Raw genomic sequence first — 18,835 nt, forward strand, 5'->3', positions numbered from 1 at the left:
CCGATATTCAAGATGATACATAGAACTATTGCAGCATCCGCCAAATAACCTGTGCAGCTTCCGCACGTGTTACTACCGCCTTAGGTGCAAAGCTGCCCTGCACACGGCCGCTCATTAGTCCAAGCCCGGAAGCGGCCTCAACATAAGGTTTAGCCCAACTGGACATTAAGCTTACGTCGGTAAAGACTACAGTATTCCCATTGGAAGCTGCTGCTTCAGGCTTCAGAATATGAAGCGCCTGAACGGTAAGCTTCGCCATTTCCTCCCGGGTGACGGGACTGCCCGGCTCGAAGCGGTTATCCCCCCTGCCGCTGACCAGTCCATGGGCTTGTGCAGCAGAGAGGGCTCCGGAATACCAGGCATTAGCCGGCACGTCGGTGAACTTCATCTGGCCGTCAGCCGATGGAAGTCCCAGCGCATTGACGAGCAGGGATACATATTCTGCCCGCGTTACTGCACGTCCAGGCTCAAAGCTGTCCCTGTCTGTTCCGGATACCAGCAGTCTTGAAGCCAGTTGCCCGATGGCCTCGCTTGCCCAGTGAGCAGCCGGAACATCTGTGAAAGATTTCTTCACTTCCATAAGTCCATATTTACTGAAATGGCTGATCTTCGCCGTGATGAAATCACCTTCTATCTTGCCGCCAATATACTTGGCGCTTCCGTCATCAGCCAGATAGAAGATACCTGTACCTGCAGCTCCGGAACCCACCGGTTTCGGAATCCGTAAGGTGATCGGTTCACTGAACTGCGATGATGTAAATGCAGAACCATTGCCTGCAGTTGCTGAAAGCCCGAAATCATATACACTGCCTAAGATCCGGATGTCCAGATTCCGTGAATTCTCCAGCTGCGTAATCCATTTCTCAGCTGCATCCCCGGCAACAGGCTTTATGGTCACAGAAATTGCAGCTTCCTGCCCGCCTGTTCCAACTCTTTCCGCCAGCTGTTTTAGAAGAGCGGCCGGAATATCCATTTCAAGAGACTCTGATTTGAGCCTCAGAGGTGCTCCCGCCAACAGTTCAGCGGCATTTATCGGAAGCTTAATTTCACTGGCAGCAGCCGGGATGCTAAGAACCGCCGCACCCCCAGCCAGTTGCTGAGAAGTGATGGTAACGATTTGGGTTGGCTGGGCCGGTGTAACTACCGGTACCGTTACGACAGGAACAGATGGATCCGCAGACGTTGTCAGGCTGAGTGACGGCCCTGTGGATGTCCATATCGCTCCGTCAAAGCTCGCTTCCACCTTGAAGGAATAGGAGGTGTTTGGCGAAAGGCCGCTTATCGTATGCGTGTTCCCTGTCACAGTAGTAAGCAGTTTTCCGTCTTTGTAAATTTTGTAGCCCTCTACCGGATCCGTGCCATCAACTCCTGCCCAGGTAAGCGTGACACTTCTGGTACCGGTGTTTGATGCTGTCATCGACTTAGAGCTGTTCCACACCGGAACGGATACCTGCCGGTAAAACTCAAAGCTGTCGATCCAGCCCCAAATACCGCCGGAAGTCGCTGGTGCATCCACATTAAGCCCGATCGTCGCCTGGCCATTCGTTACTTGAATGCCTCCGAGAGTAGCGTCATTCCATGCCTGCCAGCCTGTATTCACAACGTTTACGCCTGTCAGCTTATCGCCGCCGTAATTCTCCGCGAACAGGTGAATACCATTCTCTCCTCCACCCCCGGATACTTTGGCCTTAAGCACATATATTCCGTCTTCAAGACCGGTAACGGTCTGGGACAACGTGAACTGGTAGGCCGAACTGCTCCAATAGTTAACGGCATTGCTGCCTGCGTAAGCATCCCCGGTGTTCGTCTTAAAGCTCGCCACCCCTTGGGTTCCGCTGATACTCCAGCCTGCAGAAGGACTGCTGTTCTCGAAACCGGGATTACTCGCAATATTCCGGTAGGAGGTTACAGTCACGGTTGTCTTGACCGTCTTCCCGACACCTTCCACGGTACCAGAAATTTCAAAGGAACCGATCCGGCTTAAGTCATCCCCATCGATAGCCTGCCATACAACAGGAACCTGCTCCACGCTGCCTTCGCTATACAGCACATCTGCTGTTTGCGGCAGGGTTTGCTCCACTTCTTCCATCGGCTCATTTACCGTTACGGTTATTCCCTCTGGGTTCTTCGCAGTCAACGCTGTCTTGTCCGGGAGATCACCCGGCTCGAACCGGAATACGTCCAGAGATGGCAGGGCATTGCCGTTAAAATCAAACATCGCCTGATTGTTCCACGCGCTCCCCTCCCCGCTCTTCCAGCCGGCTTGGTACTCACCGTCCGCATCTTTGGGAACAGGAATCCAGGCGGGCTCCCAGTAGAAGACGCCGACGCCTTTGCCATCCGGAACATGCGCGACAGTGTTCATCACTGTAGTGACCAGTGAAGCCTGCCCTTCTACACTCGCCGGGAATCCCGCCTCATCCGCCAGCTCCTGGTTGAAGCTGTCCGGGAAGCCGTCGCCATTAGCCAATGTGTACCCATAGGAGGTTTCAGCTACAACAACCTCTTTACCATAACGGGCTGCCATATCGTTCAAATTGTTCTTCAGATTATTGAAAGGGCCATGCCAATAAGCGTAATAAGACATCCCGATAACATCGTAATCCACGTTCCGGGCCTTCATGGCATCGAAGAAGCTGCGGAACGTACCGTTGTTGCCGCCTTCAGCCAAATGCAGCATGATCTTCGTTTCATGTCCGGCCGGTGTGGTGTCACGAACCGCCTGAATGCCTTTGTTCAAAAGCGCAGTCAGCTTGTCGTAATTGCTTGTAGAACCGTCCGGCAGCAGCATTCCGGGATTAATCTCATTGCCGATCTGCACCATGTCCGGATAGGCATCCTCTGCCTTCAGCTCGTTCATAACTTCAGCGGTATAGTCATATACAGCCTGCTCAAGACTATTGAAATCAAGATTCTTCCAAGCCTCTGGCTTCACCTGCTTGCCGGGATCTGTCCAGAAATCCGAGTAATGGAAATCCAGCAGCAGTTTCAAGCCATGCTCTTTCACCCGCTTAGCCAGAGCAACTACATGCGCCTTGTCGTTGTAGCCATCAGCCTCCAGCGGATTGTTCCATATCCGCAGCCGGATATAATTGACCCCATGATCCTGTAGAATATCCAGCAGATCACGCTGGACACCGTTCTCATAATATTTGCCGCCTGCATCTTCAATAGCCTGCAATGTGGAGATATCCGCACCTTTAATGAACGGCTCTGCTGGAACAGCAGGCGTGCTGAAGGTAACGGAAGGGCCGTCACTGCTCCAGAGCGAAGCTGCATTGCCAGCTTCTACTTTGTACGTATATGCCTCTTCCGGTTTAAGCCCTGTCAGCAGATAGGAAGTCACACCGGTAACCGTTGCCTTCAATACATTGCCCTCATAGATCCGGTATTTAGTAACCCCGATATCATCCTGCGCCCCGGACCATGCCAGCACGGTTCTCCGGGAAGTCAGTTGCGATGACGTAAGCATCTTTCCTGCCGACCAGCTAGGTGCAGAGCCGGTTGGAAGCGCAGCTGTAGTCACGGTCACGGACGGGCCGTCCGAGCTAATCAGATTCGTCCCGTTCTCGGCCTCCACCTTGAACGTGTACTCTGTTTCTGGCGTGAGGCCGGTAACGCTGTATGCGGTTGTAGCCGTACCCGTGGACGCTAGTAGCACGTTGTCTTTAAGGATACGGTATCCGGTGATCTGGCCTGGCGCATCCACACCCGTCCAATCTAGCGTAAGTTCGGTTGCCGTTAAATCGGTTGCCGTCAGCTCTCCTGCATCCCAGGAAGGAACCTTGTAGAATTCAACATCATCGAAATACCCCCATGTTCCAGCAGGAGCATCGATGTTAAAGCCGATCGTCGCCTGTCCGCCGGTCACCTGAATACCTGAAACGGTATATTGTGTCCAGGCGTTCCAGCCCGTATTGGAAATGGCGGCCTGCAGTTCATTCCCGCCGTAACCGTTTACAAAAAGGCTGGCGGTATTCTCTCCTCCCCCGCCGGAAGCCCAAGCCTTCAGTACATATTCTCCGTCAGGCAGATTATTTAAGGTCTGCGTTAACGTGAATTGGTAAGCATCTGCAGAATAATAATTGGCAGACCTTGCTCCGCCATGTATATTCCCGCTGCCGTTCCCCACTAATAACGTTCCGGTACCGCTTTGTGTCCAGCCTGTTAAAGCATCCGCACTGTTCTCGAAACCCGGATTCACCGCCAAGTTCACGGCGTCTGCTGCATAGACCCTGCCCGGAGTACCTATGGATAACCCTACAGTCGCCAGCATGACCCATGCCATGAACGCCGACAAAGTCCGACGGAACCTCTTCATTCAACCAACCTCCCCTAATTATTCTGTGATTTTCAGCTTGCAATTTCATTATGAATCCCGTATGGAGGCGCTTTCTAGGACACGAAGTTAACATTTCTACACCTTTATCAAGCAAAATAGCCCATCGGGCTGATTTTCACAGTCCAATGGGCCAATCGATCAATCACCTTGATATTCAGCTGGGATATTCCGGAAGTTTCCTCTGTTCGCCTACGGAGTCCATTGGTCATGGATGATGCCGACAAGCGCGTGATCACCGTTCATCTTCTCAAACACTAACCGCAGGCTGCGCCAATCCATTCCTTCATGGGCAGGGTCAATGCCGTCGATATAGTACTCCACAAAATCGTAGCCCTCCTTCGGATACACCTCATTCAGGTTGTTGATTGTAGTACTCTCTCCGAGGCCTTTGTTTAAGGCAATTTCGGCTTCATTAAAAAAATCGGCATCATATACAAACTTCTTGTAATATTCGGCATAGGTAAGCTTAATCAAGTCTCCAGAACCGGCATACTCCCGCCATACGCGTTTGGTTGTATCGTTCATCAGCTTCTCCAGCTCTTCTCTGCTGAATACCAGATCCTTCTTGGTATCAACATAAGCGTAAGGGGAGAAGCGCACACCTTTATCGGGATGCGCCCATGCCGCAACCTGGGACATATCACCTCTCTCGAGCGCCCTCATTACAGTCTTCGCTGCTTCCAGCGCTGTAGGCGGAGCCCCTTCATCCGGAGCTGATTCATCTGGGGCTGTACTCTGCCCGTCCGCCGGCTGTCCATTGCCATTCTGGCCCTCTGAGGCCGGTACTTCCTGTGCCGGAGTCGGCTGAACCTGTTCCGGAGTAGGTGCTTGTGTCGGTGCCTGTGTCGGTGCCTGTGTCGGTGCCTGTGTCGGTGCTTGTGTCGGTGCTGCATTTGGTGATCCGCTGCAGGCACTCAACAGCAGCACGGCCGCTATTATTAAGGTGAAGAATCCTCCAAGTTTCGATGGCATACGCATACGCTCTCCTTTCAAATGTCTTATATTGTTAAACGTATATTACCCAAAAGATGTTGCCACCCACATCAATATTACTTTTAAAGGAATTTATTGATTTATATAGAACATTGCAGTAAGATAGATTTGCCAAGTAAATGTAATCGTTTACAAAAGGTGAAATCCCTCTTTATCTCTTAGCATCCGTAAAGTTCACTCAAAAATGAAATCGATTACATTTTGGATGAATCCACATTTTGAAAGGAGTAAAGGAAAAATGCGAAAAGTAATGCTTAGTGTCCTGGCCGCTTCTTTAATCTCGGTAAGCGGTAGCATGGTAATGCAGCCGGTTCATGCGGCCGGGGAGACCGCAGAGGTATGGATCTCTACTTCAGATCCGAATAGTGAGCCTGCCGTCGGCCTTAGTCCAAACGCACGTCTGACCCGAATTGGAGACAAAGCCTTCAGTTCAAGCTCCGGCAATGCAGATTACACCATTACAGTCAGTGAAGGCACCACCTATCAACAGATGGACGGATTCGGTGTTTCTCTGACCGATTCTTCATCCTGGCTGCTGAATTACAAGCTGAATGCAACCAAACGAGCAGAGGTCATGGAGAAACTGTTCGGGTATTCAGGCATTGGCCTCAGCGTACTCAGACAGCCGATCGGCAGCTCCGATTTCGCCTGGTCGGCATATACTTATGATGATACTGCCGGTGACACCTCGCTCAGCCAATTCACCATCGGCCGTGATCAGCCATATATCATCCCTACAGTGAAGGCCGCTATCGCCAAGAACCCTAACATTAAGGTATTTGCCTCCCCATGGAGCGCTCCAGCCTGGATGAAATATTCAAACGCACTGAACGGGGGCAAGCTTAAGGCCGAATATTATCAAACCTATGCCGATTATTTCAAAAAGTACATTCAGGCCTATCAAGGCCAGGGCATTCCAATCTATGCTGTAACCGTACAGAACGAACCGCTCTACGAACCAACACACTACCCGTCGATGGGAATGAATGAACAGGACGAAACCGGATTTATCGGCGATTACCTGGGTCCAACACTGCGCAATGCCGGCATTAACACCAAAATCATTGCCTTCGATCATAATTTCCTGAACTGGAGTTTCCCGAACACGGTCATCCAGAATCTGAAGAATTCCGGCAAAGCCAGCTACATCTCCGGCAGCGCCTTCCATCATTATGACAGCGGCGACGGCTCTACGATGACTACTCTGCACAACAACCATCCCGATAAGGATGTCTGGTTCACCGAAGGGGGCTTTGGCACCTGGAATGATCCGCAGAACGGCACGAGCCAAGGTTTCGATACTATGGCTAACGAATTCATTAACATTACCCGCAACTGGTCGAAATCGATTATCCTGTGGAATGCCGCCCTGGACCAAAAAGATGGACCTGCGCTGCTCGCCGCCAATAACACGAACAAAGGCATGGTTACCATCCAGAACTCCGACAACCGCAACGACAACCCTGAGAACATCGTCACTTACACCAAGCAGTATTATCTGCTCGGTCATTTCAGCAAGTTCGTTGTTCCGGGTGCGTACCGTATTCAGACGAACACCAGCAATGAAGTGAAGAACGTAGCCTTCAAGAACCCGGATGGATCCAAGGTTGTGGTTGCCTATAACTCACTGTCTTCAGCCAAAAATGTCAAAATCCAATGGGGCAACCAATCCTTCATCGTGAATATCCCTGCCAAATCCGTCATGACTTATAAATGGTACGGCACTCAATCTTAAGGAGCTTTGTCCGGAGCATCCCGGCATCCTATAACCCTGAGAGCGGATAAACACTGCAACGGATAACCACTGAAACAGATAATCCAAAAACAGCACCTCACCGATATTACCGGGGAGGTGCTGTTGTAAATTCCTGGGGAATACGAATCACCATACGCAGAAATACGGGCTGATTCTTACTTCTGCATAAATCCTATATGCTGCAGAAACTCCTTCATATGCAGCCGGGCCGGCTCAGAGAGCCGCTTGGCCATCATAGCCGACCAAGGTGCAGCACTCGTGCCGCCCGTGCGCTGGTGCATATATGCCTTCGATACCTCGTCATAAGTGTTGACCTGCTCTACGGTATTCTCTGCGTTATAGCCGTTACGGTGAAGGACAGCCTGCAGTGGAAGGCGTGGACGGAGACCCGATTCCCCTTCCGGATAGCCCAGGCACATGCCAAATACAGGATACACTAGCTCGGGCAGCCCAAGAAGCTCGGACACCTTGGCAATCTGATTACGGATACCACCGATGTAGACGATGCCAAGTCCAAGCGACTCCGCCGCTACGGCTGCATTCTGCGCCGCCAGCGAGGCATCCACAGTCGCAACGATGAAATTCTCCGTAGAACCCTCATAAGAGGCAGCTCCGTTCAGGTATGGCTTCGTTACCTCTTTGAGCCGGTACAAGTCGGCACACCAGACCAGAAATACCGGACACTGCGCAACATAGGCTTGATTACCCACAAGTCCGGCCAGTTCTTCCTTAATTACCGGATCCGTTACAGCAATAACACTGTAGGCCTGGACATTGCTTGAGGTCGAAGCCATCTGTGCGGCGCCGATAATGGCGGCAAGCTGCTCTTCGCTCACAGGCTTATTCTGAAACCGGCGAACCGAAGCATGCTTCATTAATAAATCGATCGTCTCATTCACTCTCTTCACTCCCGGATATCATTCTGCTTATAACTTAACCCGCTGGAGACGGAGTGCATTCAGCACCACGGAGACAGAGCTGAAGGCCATAGCCGCACCGGCCAGCCACGGCGCAAGAAATCCAAGTGCCGCAATCGGTATCCCAATCGTATTATAAGCAAGTGCCCAGAACAAGTTCTGCTTAATATTGCTCATCGTCTTGCGGCTCATCGCAATGGCGTCCGGGATGCTGTTCAGATCTCCACGCATCAGAGTAATATCCGCCGCTTCCATGGCAATATCGGTGCCTGTACCCATCGCCATTCCCGTATCCGCCGTTGCCAGTGCAGGGGCATCGTTAATGCCATCCCCAACCATAGCAACTTTAACTCCGCCCTGCTGCAATCTGCGGACCTCCTCCGCCTTACCCTCAGGGAGCACCTCTGCAAGCACCGTCTTAATCCCTGCCTGGGCTGCGATTGCCTGGGCCGTAGTGCGGTTGTCTCCGGTAATCATTACTACTTCAATTCCCATTTCCTGCAGTGCCGCAACAGCCGCCCTTGAGGTCTCTTTGATCGTATCCGCAACGGCTACAATACCGGTGCACGCACCGTCTACCGCGATCAGCATCGCTGTTTTACCTGCCTGCTCCAGCTCTTGCATCCGCACAGCCCACAAGGAGATATCTATTCCTTCCTCCTCCATCATCCGCCGGGTACCCACTTGCACCTTCTGTCCGGCAACTATGGCAGAGATCCCTCTTCCCGGAATATTGTGAAACTGCTCCGCTGCCGGTAGCTCAAGACCCCGCTCAGCTGCACCAGCCACAATCGCTGCTGCCAGCGGATGCTCCGACAGTTTCTCGGCAGCAGCGACCGTAGACAACAACCGATTCGCAGCTGCTTCTTTGCCAAGTGCTGCGATTCCCGGCGTAGTAATTACATCAGTAAGTACCGGTTTCCCGTTCGTTACGGTGCCTGTCTTGTCCAGTACCACTACCTGGATAGCCTGCGCCGCTTCAAGATGCTCCCCGCCCTTAAACAGGATGCCAAACTCCGCCGCCCGGCCTGAACCGGCCATAATCGAAGTCGGTGTGGCAAGCCCCAACGCACATGGACAAGCGATGACCAGCACCGCGATCGCTTTCTCCAGCGCCTCTGCGAACTGTCCCGGATCTGCCCACAAATACCATACCAGAAAGGTAAGCGCGGCAATGCCTACAACAATGGGTACAAAAATACCGGAAATAACGTCGGCAATCCGCTGAATAGGTGCTTTGGAGCCTTGGGCTTCCTCCACGACTTTGATGATCTGGGCCAAAGCCGTCTCCCGTCCTACCTTTAGTGCTTTAATGGTCAGCACGCCGTTGGTATTCATGGTCGCGCCAATGACAGAATCCCCTTTATGCTTCTCCACAGGGATACTCTCACCGGTGAGCATCGACTCATCAACGGCAGACATTCCTTCCACCACAACCCCGTCGACAGGGATCTTAGTACCGGGCTTCACCAGCACGTGATCACCGGGAACCACTTCCTCCAGCGGAAGCAGAATTTCTACACCATCCCGTACCACTAGCGCACTCTTGGCCTGGAGGCCCATCAGACTCTTGATCGCATTCGAGGAGCGTCCTTTGGCCAGCGCTTCGAACCATTTACCAAGCAGAATAAGGGTGATTAGCACGGCACTGGTTTCATAGTACATCTCTACAGTATGATTCATTCCAGTCATGCTAAGCGAATCGATCGTTAAATATAAGCTGTAGAAATAAGCTGCAGAAGTCCCCAGCACAACAAGAACGTCCATATTGGCGCTGCCGTTACGGAGAGCCTTATACGCCCCCACATAAAACTGCCAGCCGATAATAAACTGTACCGGAGTGGCAAGCACCAGTTGAAACCACGGATTCATCAGCAGATCCGGAACCATAAGCCATGAGGTAAAAGAGAAATGCCCCGCCATCGCCCAGAGCAGCGGCAACGACAATACAGCGGATACGATCCACTTCAGCTTTTTGCGTTTGATGTCCAGCTCCCGGTGATCACCATTCTCCTTGCGCTCCTCTTTCAGTGAAGCTTTATATCCAATGCTGCTTACCTTGTCCATGATGTCCCGTGTGCCGATCACACCAGGCGTATATTCCACATGCGCCGTCTCCAGCGCCAGGTTCACATTCACCTGCGCGATTCCCGGCATTTTACCCAGAACCTTCTCAATCCGGGCGGAGCAAGCGGCGCAGGTCATTCCGGTAATATCGAAGTCGGCGGACTCCCGGACCGTATCATAGCCAAGTGAGCGGATTTTCTCTTCGATCTGCGGCAGGCCGGATACCTTGGGGTCAAAACCCACGGTCGCCTGTTCCAGCGCCAAATTCACGTTGGCCCGTGCCACACCGTCCATCCGGCTGAGTCCCTTCTCAATTCTTGCCGCGCAGGCCGAGCAGGTCATGCCGGTAATCTGCACCGTCAGCTGTTCCTCACCGGAAGCGCCAACTGCTGTTTTTTCCACAATACTCCCCTGCCTTTATACCCCCAAGGGGTATGATTTGTGATAAAAGAGAAGGCACTCGTGCTTCCCGCAAACCTTCCGGTCTCCGCTGCACTATGCCCCCTATAACCTCATTCTTGAGCTTAAACTACATCATATCCCTGATCTTCAATGGCTCCCTTGATAGCCTCCAGGCTAACCTTGTTCTCGTCAAATTCCACAGCCACCGTTTTACCGGACAAATCAACCTTCGCCGAGGCGCCAACTCCGATTACCGCTTTCTCCACCGAGCTTGCACAATGTCCACAGGACATTCCTTCAACATTCAACACAACATTAGACATGAATATACACTCCTTTAGTATTTGAAATTATACTTATTTCATTAATTTATTTACTGTAACCAGCAGTTCATCAATAACCTCATGCTCCCCGGCTTCTATGCGCTCTATAATACAGCTCTTCATATGGCCTTCAAGCAGTAACTTCCCGACACCATTCAAGGCGGACTGGACCGCAGCCAGCTGATTCAGCACATCATCACAATAAGTATCCCGCTCAATCATTCCCTTGATTCCCCGAATCTGGCCTTCGATCCGGTTCAGACGGTTAGCAAGTCCAGTCTTGAATTCATCGGAATGATGACTTTTGCGTTCACCCGGTGTATGGCACTCGGTGCCTGCGTGTTGATCCGCATGTCCTTTCTCATGTGCAGCCATTTCTCAGCCTCCTCACTCACAATATAATATACCCCCCATGGGTATGTCAAGAATCATTTCTTTTTCAACTGTGTGCCCATATACTTCCATTCAGACTTCGTAAAAAATAAAACCTTGCCTCCCTATTCAAATTTGAATATAATGAAAATCTGACTTTGGGCAATTCTATTTAAAGTGAAATCGATAAGGGAGGCTTTACAACATGCATTCTAAAGAAAGCAACCTGAAAATGGTTGTAGCTGCGCTGATGCTCGGCATTTTGATGTCCGCGATGGACAATACGATTGTGGCCTCGGCTATGGGAACCATCGTCTCAGATCTGGGTGGACTCGACAAAATCGTCTGGGTTACCTCGGCATACATGGTTATGGTTATGGCAGGCACGCCGATCTTCGGTAAACTGTCGGATATGTACGGACGCAAGCGCTTTTTCATGTTCGGACTGATTGTATTTCTGATCGGTTCCGCACTATGCGGTACGGCGAGCAGCATTACCCAGCTCAGTATTTACCGCGCGATTCAGGGCGTCGGCGGCGGCGCGCTTATGCCAATCGCTTTTACCATTGTCTTTGACATTTATCCTCCAGAGAAAAGAGGAAAGCTGACCGGCCTCTTCGGAGCGGTATTCGGTATTTCCAGCGTGCTCGGGCCTCTGCTTGGTGCTTATATCACCGACTATGTAGGCTGGCAGTGGGTATTCTACATCAACCTTCCGCTAGGGGTTATTTCGTTAATCCTGATCGCACTCAACTACAAGGAATCTGTTATTCATTCCAAACAGAGAATTGACTGGGGCGGCGCTTCCACTCTGGTTGGGGCTATTATCTGCCTAATGTTCGCACTCGAACTGGGCGGCAATACGTATTCCTGGGATTCCTCAGTCATTCTTGGCCTGTTCGCCGGGTTCGCCATACTGCTTGCTGCGTTCCTGATGATTGAAAAAAGAGCGGCCGAGCCGATCATTTCCTTCGCGATGTTCCGCAAGCGGCTGTTCGCAACAAGCTGTCTGGTCGCTTTGTTCTATGGCTCGGCTTTTATCGTAGCAACGATCTATATCCCTATCTTCGTCCAAGGTGTATTTGGCGGCTCCGCCACCAACTCCGGTCTGATCCTGATGCCGATGATGATCGGAACTGTGGCGGGAAGCCAAATCGGCGGTCTGCTGACTACCAAGACCAGCTTCCGCAACATTATGCTGCTGTCGGCAGTATGTTTTGTAGCCGGCGTCTTCTCACTCAGCACGTTGTCACCGGATACTACACGCCTTGCACTTAATCTCTTCATGGCTTTGACCGGCTTTGGGGTAGGATTCTCCTTCTCCGTGCTGAACATGTCGTCCATCCATCATTTCGAGATGCGCCAGCGCGGTTCTGCAACTTCAACCAGCACCTTCATGCGCTCACTCGGCATGACACTGGGTATTACCATCTTCGGGATCATCCAGCGCAACAGCTTCACCAGCAGCATGACCTCCGCATTCGGCGAAGGCGGACAGGCAGCAGCATTTGGGGATCCTCGCGCAGCGCTAACACCGGAAGCCCGAGCAAAGATTCCCGCTCCGGTACTGGAGAAGATCTCCAGCGCTTTGTCCTCCTCCATTGCACATACATTCCTGTGGGCGCTGCTTCCGGCGGTGCTTGGGCTGGCCTTCGTCCTGTTGATGCCAGGCGATCGTCTGAAGCCGGCTACCAAAGCGCAACCGCAGCCTTCCGGCGCTAAGGGGTAATCCGCCATGTCCATGAAGCTGGTGATTCTGGGGCTGCTCCTGGAGCGCAACATGCATCCCTACGAGATTAATATCGTGATGAAAGAGAGAGCCATCGACCGGATCACCAAGCTGCAGATGGGTTCGCTTTATTACGCGGTGGACAAAATGGCGGAAGAGGGACACATTGAAGCGGTAGAAGTGATCTCAAGCCCCGACCGGCCGGACAAAACCATCTACCGGATTACGGATAAGGGCAAAACCCTGTTCGAGCAGCTTGTCCTGCAGCTGTTCAAGAAGAACGATGAAATCTTTCATCCGCTCTACCTGGCAGTCGCCATGTCCCGCCATGTGGATCAAGGCAAGATCGAGAAGCTGCTGGCTGAACGTATCCGGGAGACCGAACACAAGCTCAACCTGGCTTATCAGGTCTACGAAGAGCATATCGCGATTGTTCCGCGGTCTGCCCTTCACCTGATATACGGAAAATACGAGCACATCCATACCGAACTCAGATGGCTGAAACGCCTATACGAGGACACTTTAGCCCATAAATTGGGCGATGTCGGAACTAGACTGAATATAGAGGCCTAAGGGCCTCTTTTTTCATGCACTCACAAATCGTTTAATTATGACTATCTACATGTATTCAACGACAGAAATACCATACAGGCTTCTAAAAAAGTGTACAATGTTCCCGGGAACAAGCAATCCATTCGACGGAGGGATCACTATTGCCGACAACACTGCCTTTTCATAAACGCGGTATTCCAGCAAGCCGCATTGCCTTAGGCTGTATGGGCTTTGGCGGGGGATGGGACCGTGAGCCGATCACCGCAGAGAATATCAAACAGGGCCATGAAGCTGTTGATGCCGCGCTATCCATTGGAATCAACATGTTTGACCATGCCGACATCTATACACGCGGCAAGGCGGAGAAAGTATTCGGAGCGGTCTTTAAAGAACGCCCCGGGCTTCGCGAGCAAATCATCCTTCAATCCAAATGCGGGATTAAGCTGATGGAGCCCGGAGAAAGTTCGAACGTGTTCGACTTCTCAGCCGGGCATATTATAAGCAGCGTTGACGGAACCTTAAGCCGTCTGGGTGTAGAATATCTTGATATTCTTCTGCTGCACCGTCCGGATCCACTAATGGATCCAGAGGAGGTTGCCGAAGCACTAAGCAGGCTGAAGTGCTCCGGCAAGGTCCGGCATTTCGGGGTCTCCAATATGAGCGCTGCGCAGATCAAGCTGCTGCAATTCTACAGTGATGAACCGTTAATAGTGAACCAGTTAAAGATGAGTCTTTACGAGATCGATTGGCTGAATGCAGTAATCAGCGTTAACCGGAACGACTCGAAAGACGTCGCGTTCCCAGAAGGCACCATCGAGCACTGCCGGATGGAGAACATCCAGATTCAGGCCTGGGGTCCGCTGGCTCAGGGTTTGTTCAGTGGACGGCCCCTGGACGGACAGCCTGAGAATATCATTAATACTGCAGCTATGGTCAAAGCAATGGCGGCAGAAAAGGGAACCACCCCCGAGGCCATTGTCCTCGCCTGGTTAATGACACACCCCGCTGCCATCCAGCCCGTGATTGGTACCGTGAACCCGCAACGGATCGCAGCTTGCGGCGATGCTGACAAGCTGGAATTGTCCCGGAGAGAATGGTATGACTTGTTCGTCAGTTCACGCGGCAACCGGTTACCGTAAGAATTAACACCTTTTGACTTTGTCGGTTTCAATGATATTTGTTATACTGGTATTAAATATCAATCTATTTGGAAGGGCGTTGTCATCGTGCCAGAAAATTTGGGTCAACGCATCCATGAGCTTCGCCAGGAAAAGGACATGTCCCTTTCCGAACTGGCGGACAAGGCGAGTGTGGCCAAATCCTATCTCAGCAATGTGGAAAGAAATATTCAATCCAACCCTTCCATTCAATTCCTCGAAAAGATCGCCGCAGCACTTGACATTACTATGCATGATTTACTGTATGGCGGACTTTCCGAAGGCGAGGAAGCATCTTTGGATTCAGAGTGGTTTCGGCTTGTGCAGGAAGCCATGTCTTCAGGTGTCAGCAAAAAAGAGTTCAAAGAGTTTCTGGAATACCAGAAGTGGCGGATTGACCAAAACAACTAAGCTAAGCACTGTGCAGCCGCGTCTGCTCCAGGATCAATACATAAAAAGCACAGCGGTAGCCGCTGTGCTTTTTATGTATGTAACCCCTTCATCAAATCTCCCTACATGGCCTGTAGAGACTTCTCATTGAAGAACTGACGGATTTCATTGACGAGAATACCTGCCTTCTTTGCTTTTAACAGCAGGTACACCCACTCTAAATCCAAATCTGCCAATTGCACTTCCCCATTATCTACCTGGTTGGATTGATCCACGAACATCTCCTCCTATGAATGTGAGTCCCCAGGCAGTTCGGCCATCATAGTATTTCTACCTTAGACCCGAAACTTTGTGTCCCTGCCTTTCAGCAGGTTTACCCTTTACTGAATCTATTATGTCAAAAACTTACTACACGATGATTAGCCCGTCTGCAATAACATTATACAGGAGTTAAGAAGAAACGTGTGTCGAATTATGGAAATTTTTATTGATCAAAATTTTAAAAAAATTTAGCATATTTTGACGTAAATCTGTACTAATTAAGTACAGTGACAAAGTGATGCAGGGAATACTCGAATTATGTAGGTGACTATAAAGTGCAATTTTTATTGTAATAAGTTTATACCCCGTTTCAGCCTCTTGAAACGGTATTATAAAAAATTAAACTGGCCTATGAATTCAATGTAGTAGTCCAGTCGTTTTTATAGTTTAAATTTTAAATAATTAAGCATCAAATTGGCCCTAACCTATATCATTTTGCGAACGGATTGGACGAAAGTATGAATTGATTACAAGTTGTTAAAGTAGCACAATAGGATGAGGCAATAGTATTTATTATTATCGTTACCTGTTACTATTATAATGAAAACGCAAACATTGCAGCTCCGCAAGGCGCTTACTATAAACGCTAATTCGGAGTTCATCCGTTGGGAGGATCTATCATGGCAGCCAAAGAGCCCCATAACGAATCCATTTGGAGTAAGTATTACGGACCCAATCTTGGTTACATCCAGGAAAAATACGAGCAATTCGTCAATGATCCTGCATCTGTCGAGAATAATTACCGGGATTTGTTCACCATTTCCGGCCCTCCGCCCTTAGCACCCGAGTCCGAACAATCACCTCAGCCTATCCTTTCCGGAGACACTGAATGGCTCAAGAAGGCGGTCAAAGCTTCTAAACTGATTACTAACATCCGCATATACGGCCATATGGCAGCTGATATCGACCCGCTGGAGCGGAGTCAGCATCCCATGGCTAAATGGCTCACCCCAGAGACGTATGATTTAACACGTGAAGATTTAATCGCTATGCCTGCCTCACTGATCTGGGAAAATGCGCCGGATGATGTCCTGACCGGCTGGGACGCCGTTCACCGGATGCTCCAATCCTATACAAAGACGATTGCTTATGAATTCGGGCATGTTCATGACGAACAGGAACTGCGGTGGCTGAATAGTCAGGCGGAGTCTCCTACCTCTCCCTCGCCCTTAAACAAAGCGGAACGCCAGGAGCTGCTGAAGCGGCTTGTTCAGGTCGAGCAGTTTGAGACCTTTCTGCACAAAACTTTTGTCGGGCAGAAACGCTTCAGCCTGGAGGGCAACGATGCGCTCGTTCCTATGCTGGATGAAATTGTCCGGGCCGCAGCCCATGACGGGGCGGAGCATATCCTGATGGGCATGGCCCACCGGGGCCGTCTTAACGTGCTCGCTCATATCCTGGGCAAGCCTTACGATATCATTTTCTCCGAGTTCCACCATTCACCGAATAAAGAGCTCTTCCCTTCAGAAGGGTCTATGGGCATCAACTATGGCTGGACCGGAGACGTTAAATACCATCTGGGCGCTGACCGTGCTGTCCGCGAAGGCGAAACGGTGCGGACCCGTCTGACGCTTGCGAACAACCCAAGCCATCTGGAGTTCGTGAATCCGGTGGTGGAGGGCTTTACACGCGCTGCCCAGGAGAACCGCAAATCGCCGGGTCTCCCGGAGCTGGACACCAATAAAGCCATGGCTGTCCTGATGCACGGGGATGCCGCTTTTCCAGGCGAGGGTATCGTAGCGGAGACCTTGAACATCGGTAAACTTCAAGGTTATCAAAATGGCGGAACGATCCATATTATCGTCAACAACCGCATTGGCTTCACCACGGAGAGCAAGGACTCCCGTTCAACACATTATGCCAGTGACTTGGCCAAAGGTTATGAGATTCCTATTGTCCATGTAAATGCAGATGATCCGGAAGCGTGCGTCGCTGCCGTCCGTCTGGCAAGCGCCTACCGTAATTTGTTTAAAAAGGATTTCGTCATCGATCTGATCGGCTACCGACGCCACGGCCATAACGAGATGGACGATCCCGAGACGACCCAGCCGCTCGTGTACGGAAAGGTACGGAGCCACCCTACAGTATATAATGTTTACGCCGACCGGCTTATTCACGAGAAAGTAATAAATCGTGAAGACGTGAAAGTATTTATTAATGAAGCAGAGAGCGCCCTCCAGAGCGCTTATGATAATATGAAGGAAGGAGCTCACAAGAACGCGGAATCCAAAGCGGCAGTTCCTGTTCAAACCCAAGCAACGGCAGCAAGGTCTACTGCTGTATCCCTAAGCAATCTGCGTGAAATTAACCGACAGTTGCTTACGGTTCCGGAAGGCTTTCAGGTCTATCCGAAGCTGCAGCGTATCCTCCAGCGCCGAAAGGATGCTTTAAATGAGGGTGAAAAGGTAGAATGGGCTTTGGCCGAGAGCCTCGCCTTCGCCACCATTCTGCAGGAAGGAACGCCGATTCGCCTGAGCGGCCAGGATGCGCAACGCGGAACCTTCGCACACCGCCATCTCGTGCTGCATGACAGCGAGACCGGAGCTTTATTCTCCCCGCTGCATCAGCTGTCTGCGTCACAGGCTTCGTTTGGGGTATACAACAGCCCGCTGTCGGAGGCGTCTGTACTGGGGTATGAATACGGGTATAATGTGTTCGCACCTGAGACGTTCGTGATCTGGGAGGCGCAGTACGGTGATTTCGCCAATGCCGCGCAAGTTATTATTGACCAGTTCATCTCCGCCGGACGTGCGAAATGGACCCAGCGTAGCAACCTGGTTATCCTGCTGCCGCACGGCTATGAGGGGCAGGGACCAGAGCACTCCAGCGGCAAGCTGGAACGCTACCTGCAACTGTCGGCCGAAGAGAACTGGACGGTCGCGAATCTGACCTGTGCTGCGCAATATTTCCATCTGCTGCGCCGCCAGGCGGCCTTATGCGGCAAGAGCGACGCCCGGCCGCTGGTGATCATGACACCGAAGAGTCTGCTGCGCAACCCGCGCAGTGCATCTCCCGGCACGGATCTGGCCTCCGGAGAGTTCCAGAAAGTACTCGCCGAACCACTGCTCGGGCAGACTCCCGGGGCGGTTCAGCGTCTGGTCGTCTGCAGTGGCAAGGTTGCCATCGATCTGCAGACCGAACTTGAAGCCTCGCGCGATAAAGACTGGTCTTGGCTGCATGTTCTCCGGATGGAGCAGCTGTATCCGTTCCCGGAACGCGAGCTGGCCGCTCATTTGAACTCGTTCACCTCGCTTCAAGAGATTGTGTGGTTGCAGGAAGAACCGAAGAATATGGGTGCCTGGAGCTATACGGAGCCGCGCCTGCGGGCAATTGCTCCATCCGGCACCAGCGTTGAGTACATCGGACGTCCGGAGCGTTCCAGCCCGGCAAGCGGTTATGCCGATGTCCACAGCTATGAACAGCGGAGAATTATTATGGAAGCCCTGAAGCTGAATTCGCAAGTACAAGCAGCTGTACCGTCCTCTTAAACAGGACGGTGTCACAATAACGGAAA

At 51.4% G+C, this 18,835-nt stretch carries 13 protein-coding genes and 1 riboswitch; of the genes, 6 read left to right on the forward strand and 7 right to left on the reverse strand.

The genetic code is table 11. The features are described 5' to 3' along the window. Nucleotides 1–25: 25 nt before the first annotated feature. Together ACAN55_RS03530 and ACAN55_RS03535 are read right to left on the reverse strand one after the other, a co-directional pair. Nucleotides 26–4,321 (reverse strand): glycosyl hydrolase 53 family protein, encoded by a 4,296-nt coding sequence (locus ACAN55_RS03530; protein ID WP_379128158.1) that lies wholly within the window; start codon nucleotides 4,319–4,321, stop codon nucleotides 26–28. Nucleotides 4,322–4,531: 210 nt separating this feature from the next. Continuing rightward, a complete protein-coding gene (locus tag ACAN55_RS03535) occupies nucleotides 4,532–5,314 on the reverse strand; it encodes a hypothetical protein (protein WP_379128159.1) in 783 nt (260 codons plus the stop codon). Nucleotides 5,315–5,573: 259 nt separating this feature from the next. Between ACAN55_RS03535 and ACAN55_RS03540 the strand changes: the two genes are divergently transcribed. Next, the gene (locus ACAN55_RS03540; RefSeq protein ID WP_379128162.1) at nucleotides 5,574–7,070 is read left to right on the forward strand and encodes a glycoside hydrolase family 30 protein; all 1,497 of its coding nucleotides are present in this window, start codon (nucleotides 5,574–5,576) and stop codon (nucleotides 7,068–7,070) included. Between the two features lie 176 nt (nucleotides 7,071–7,246). On the opposite strand, the gene nfsA is transcribed toward ACAN55_RS03540, so the two are convergent. The 4 genes from nfsA to ACAN55_RS03560 form a co-directional block, all read right to left on the reverse strand. Then, nucleotides 7,247–7,990 (reverse strand): oxygen-insensitive NADPH nitroreductase, encoded by a 744-nt coding sequence (nfsA, locus tag ACAN55_RS03545; protein WP_379128165.1) that lies wholly within the window; start codon nucleotides 7,988–7,990, stop codon nucleotides 7,247–7,249. A 27-nt stretch (nucleotides 7,991–8,017) separates the two neighbouring features. Beyond that, nucleotides 8,018–10,477 carry a heavy metal translocating P-type ATPase gene (locus ACAN55_RS03550; protein WP_379128167.1) on the reverse strand — a complete coding sequence of 820 codons (2,460 nt, stop codon included), beginning with the start codon at nucleotides 10,475–10,477 and terminating at the stop codon, nucleotides 8,018–8,020. A 122-nt stretch (nucleotides 10,478–10,599) separates the two neighbouring features. Continuing rightward, a complete protein-coding gene (locus tag ACAN55_RS03555; RefSeq protein ID WP_379128169.1) occupies nucleotides 10,600–10,800 on the reverse strand; it encodes a cation transporter in 201 nt (66 codons plus the stop codon). 33 nt (nucleotides 10,801–10,833) lie between these two features. Then, nucleotides 10,834–11,175 (reverse strand): metal-sensitive transcriptional regulator, encoded by a 342-nt coding sequence (locus tag ACAN55_RS03560; RefSeq protein WP_379128172.1) that lies wholly within the window; start codon nucleotides 11,173–11,175, stop codon nucleotides 10,834–10,836. Nucleotides 11,176–11,377: 202 nt separating this feature from the next. On the opposite strand from ACAN55_RS03560, the gene ACAN55_RS03565 reads away from it, so the two are divergent. The 4 genes from ACAN55_RS03565 to ACAN55_RS03580 all read left to right on the forward strand — a co-directional run bounded on the left by ACAN55_RS03565 (nucleotide 11,378) and on the right by ACAN55_RS03580 (nucleotide 15,021). After that, nucleotides 11,378–12,901 carry an MDR family MFS transporter gene (locus tag ACAN55_RS03565; protein ID WP_379128174.1) on the forward strand — a complete coding sequence of 508 codons (1,524 nt, stop codon included), beginning with the start codon at nucleotides 11,378–11,380 and terminating at the stop codon, nucleotides 12,899–12,901. Nucleotides 12,902–12,907: 6 nt separating this feature from the next. After that, nucleotides 12,908–13,474, forward strand: coding sequence for a PadR family transcriptional regulator (locus ACAN55_RS03570; protein ID WP_379128176.1), 567 nt, complete (start codon nucleotides 12,908–12,910; stop codon nucleotides 13,472–13,474). Between the two features lie 140 nt (nucleotides 13,475–13,614). Further along, nucleotides 13,615–14,592 carry an aldo/keto reductase gene (locus ACAN55_RS03575; RefSeq protein ID WP_379128178.1) on the forward strand — a complete coding sequence of 326 codons (978 nt, stop codon included), beginning with the start codon at nucleotides 13,615–13,617 and terminating at the stop codon, nucleotides 14,590–14,592. Between the two features lie 87 nt (nucleotides 14,593–14,679). After that, complete coding sequence (locus ACAN55_RS03580; protein ID WP_379128180.1) at nucleotides 14,680–15,021, forward strand: helix-turn-helix domain-containing protein; 342 nt, start codon at nucleotides 14,680–14,682, stop codon at nucleotides 15,019–15,021. A 101-nt stretch (nucleotides 15,022–15,122) separates the two neighbouring features. On the opposite strand, the gene ACAN55_RS03585 is transcribed toward ACAN55_RS03580, so the two are convergent. Next, nucleotides 15,123–15,275, reverse strand: coding sequence for an anti-repressor SinI family protein (locus tag ACAN55_RS03585; RefSeq protein ID WP_379128182.1), 153 nt, complete (start codon nucleotides 15,273–15,275; stop codon nucleotides 15,123–15,125). Nucleotides 15,276–15,303: 28 nt separating this feature from the next. Next, a riboswitch (cyclic di-GMP riboswitch) is annotated at nucleotides 15,304–15,388 on the reverse strand. A gap of 553 nt (nucleotides 15,389–15,941) precedes the next feature. On the opposite strand from ACAN55_RS03585, the gene ACAN55_RS03590 reads away from it, so the two are divergent. Then, nucleotides 15,942–18,809, forward strand: a complete 2,868-nt coding sequence (locus ACAN55_RS03590) for a 2-oxoglutarate dehydrogenase E1 component (protein WP_379128185.1) — start codon at nucleotides 15,942–15,944, stop codon at nucleotides 18,807–18,809. Nucleotides 18,810–18,835: the final 26 nt, after the last annotated feature.

This window comes from Paenibacillus oryziterrae (assembly GCF_042610485.1).
Taxonomy (GTDB): Bacteria; Bacillota; Bacilli; order Paenibacillales; family Paenibacillaceae; genus Paenibacillus_AQ.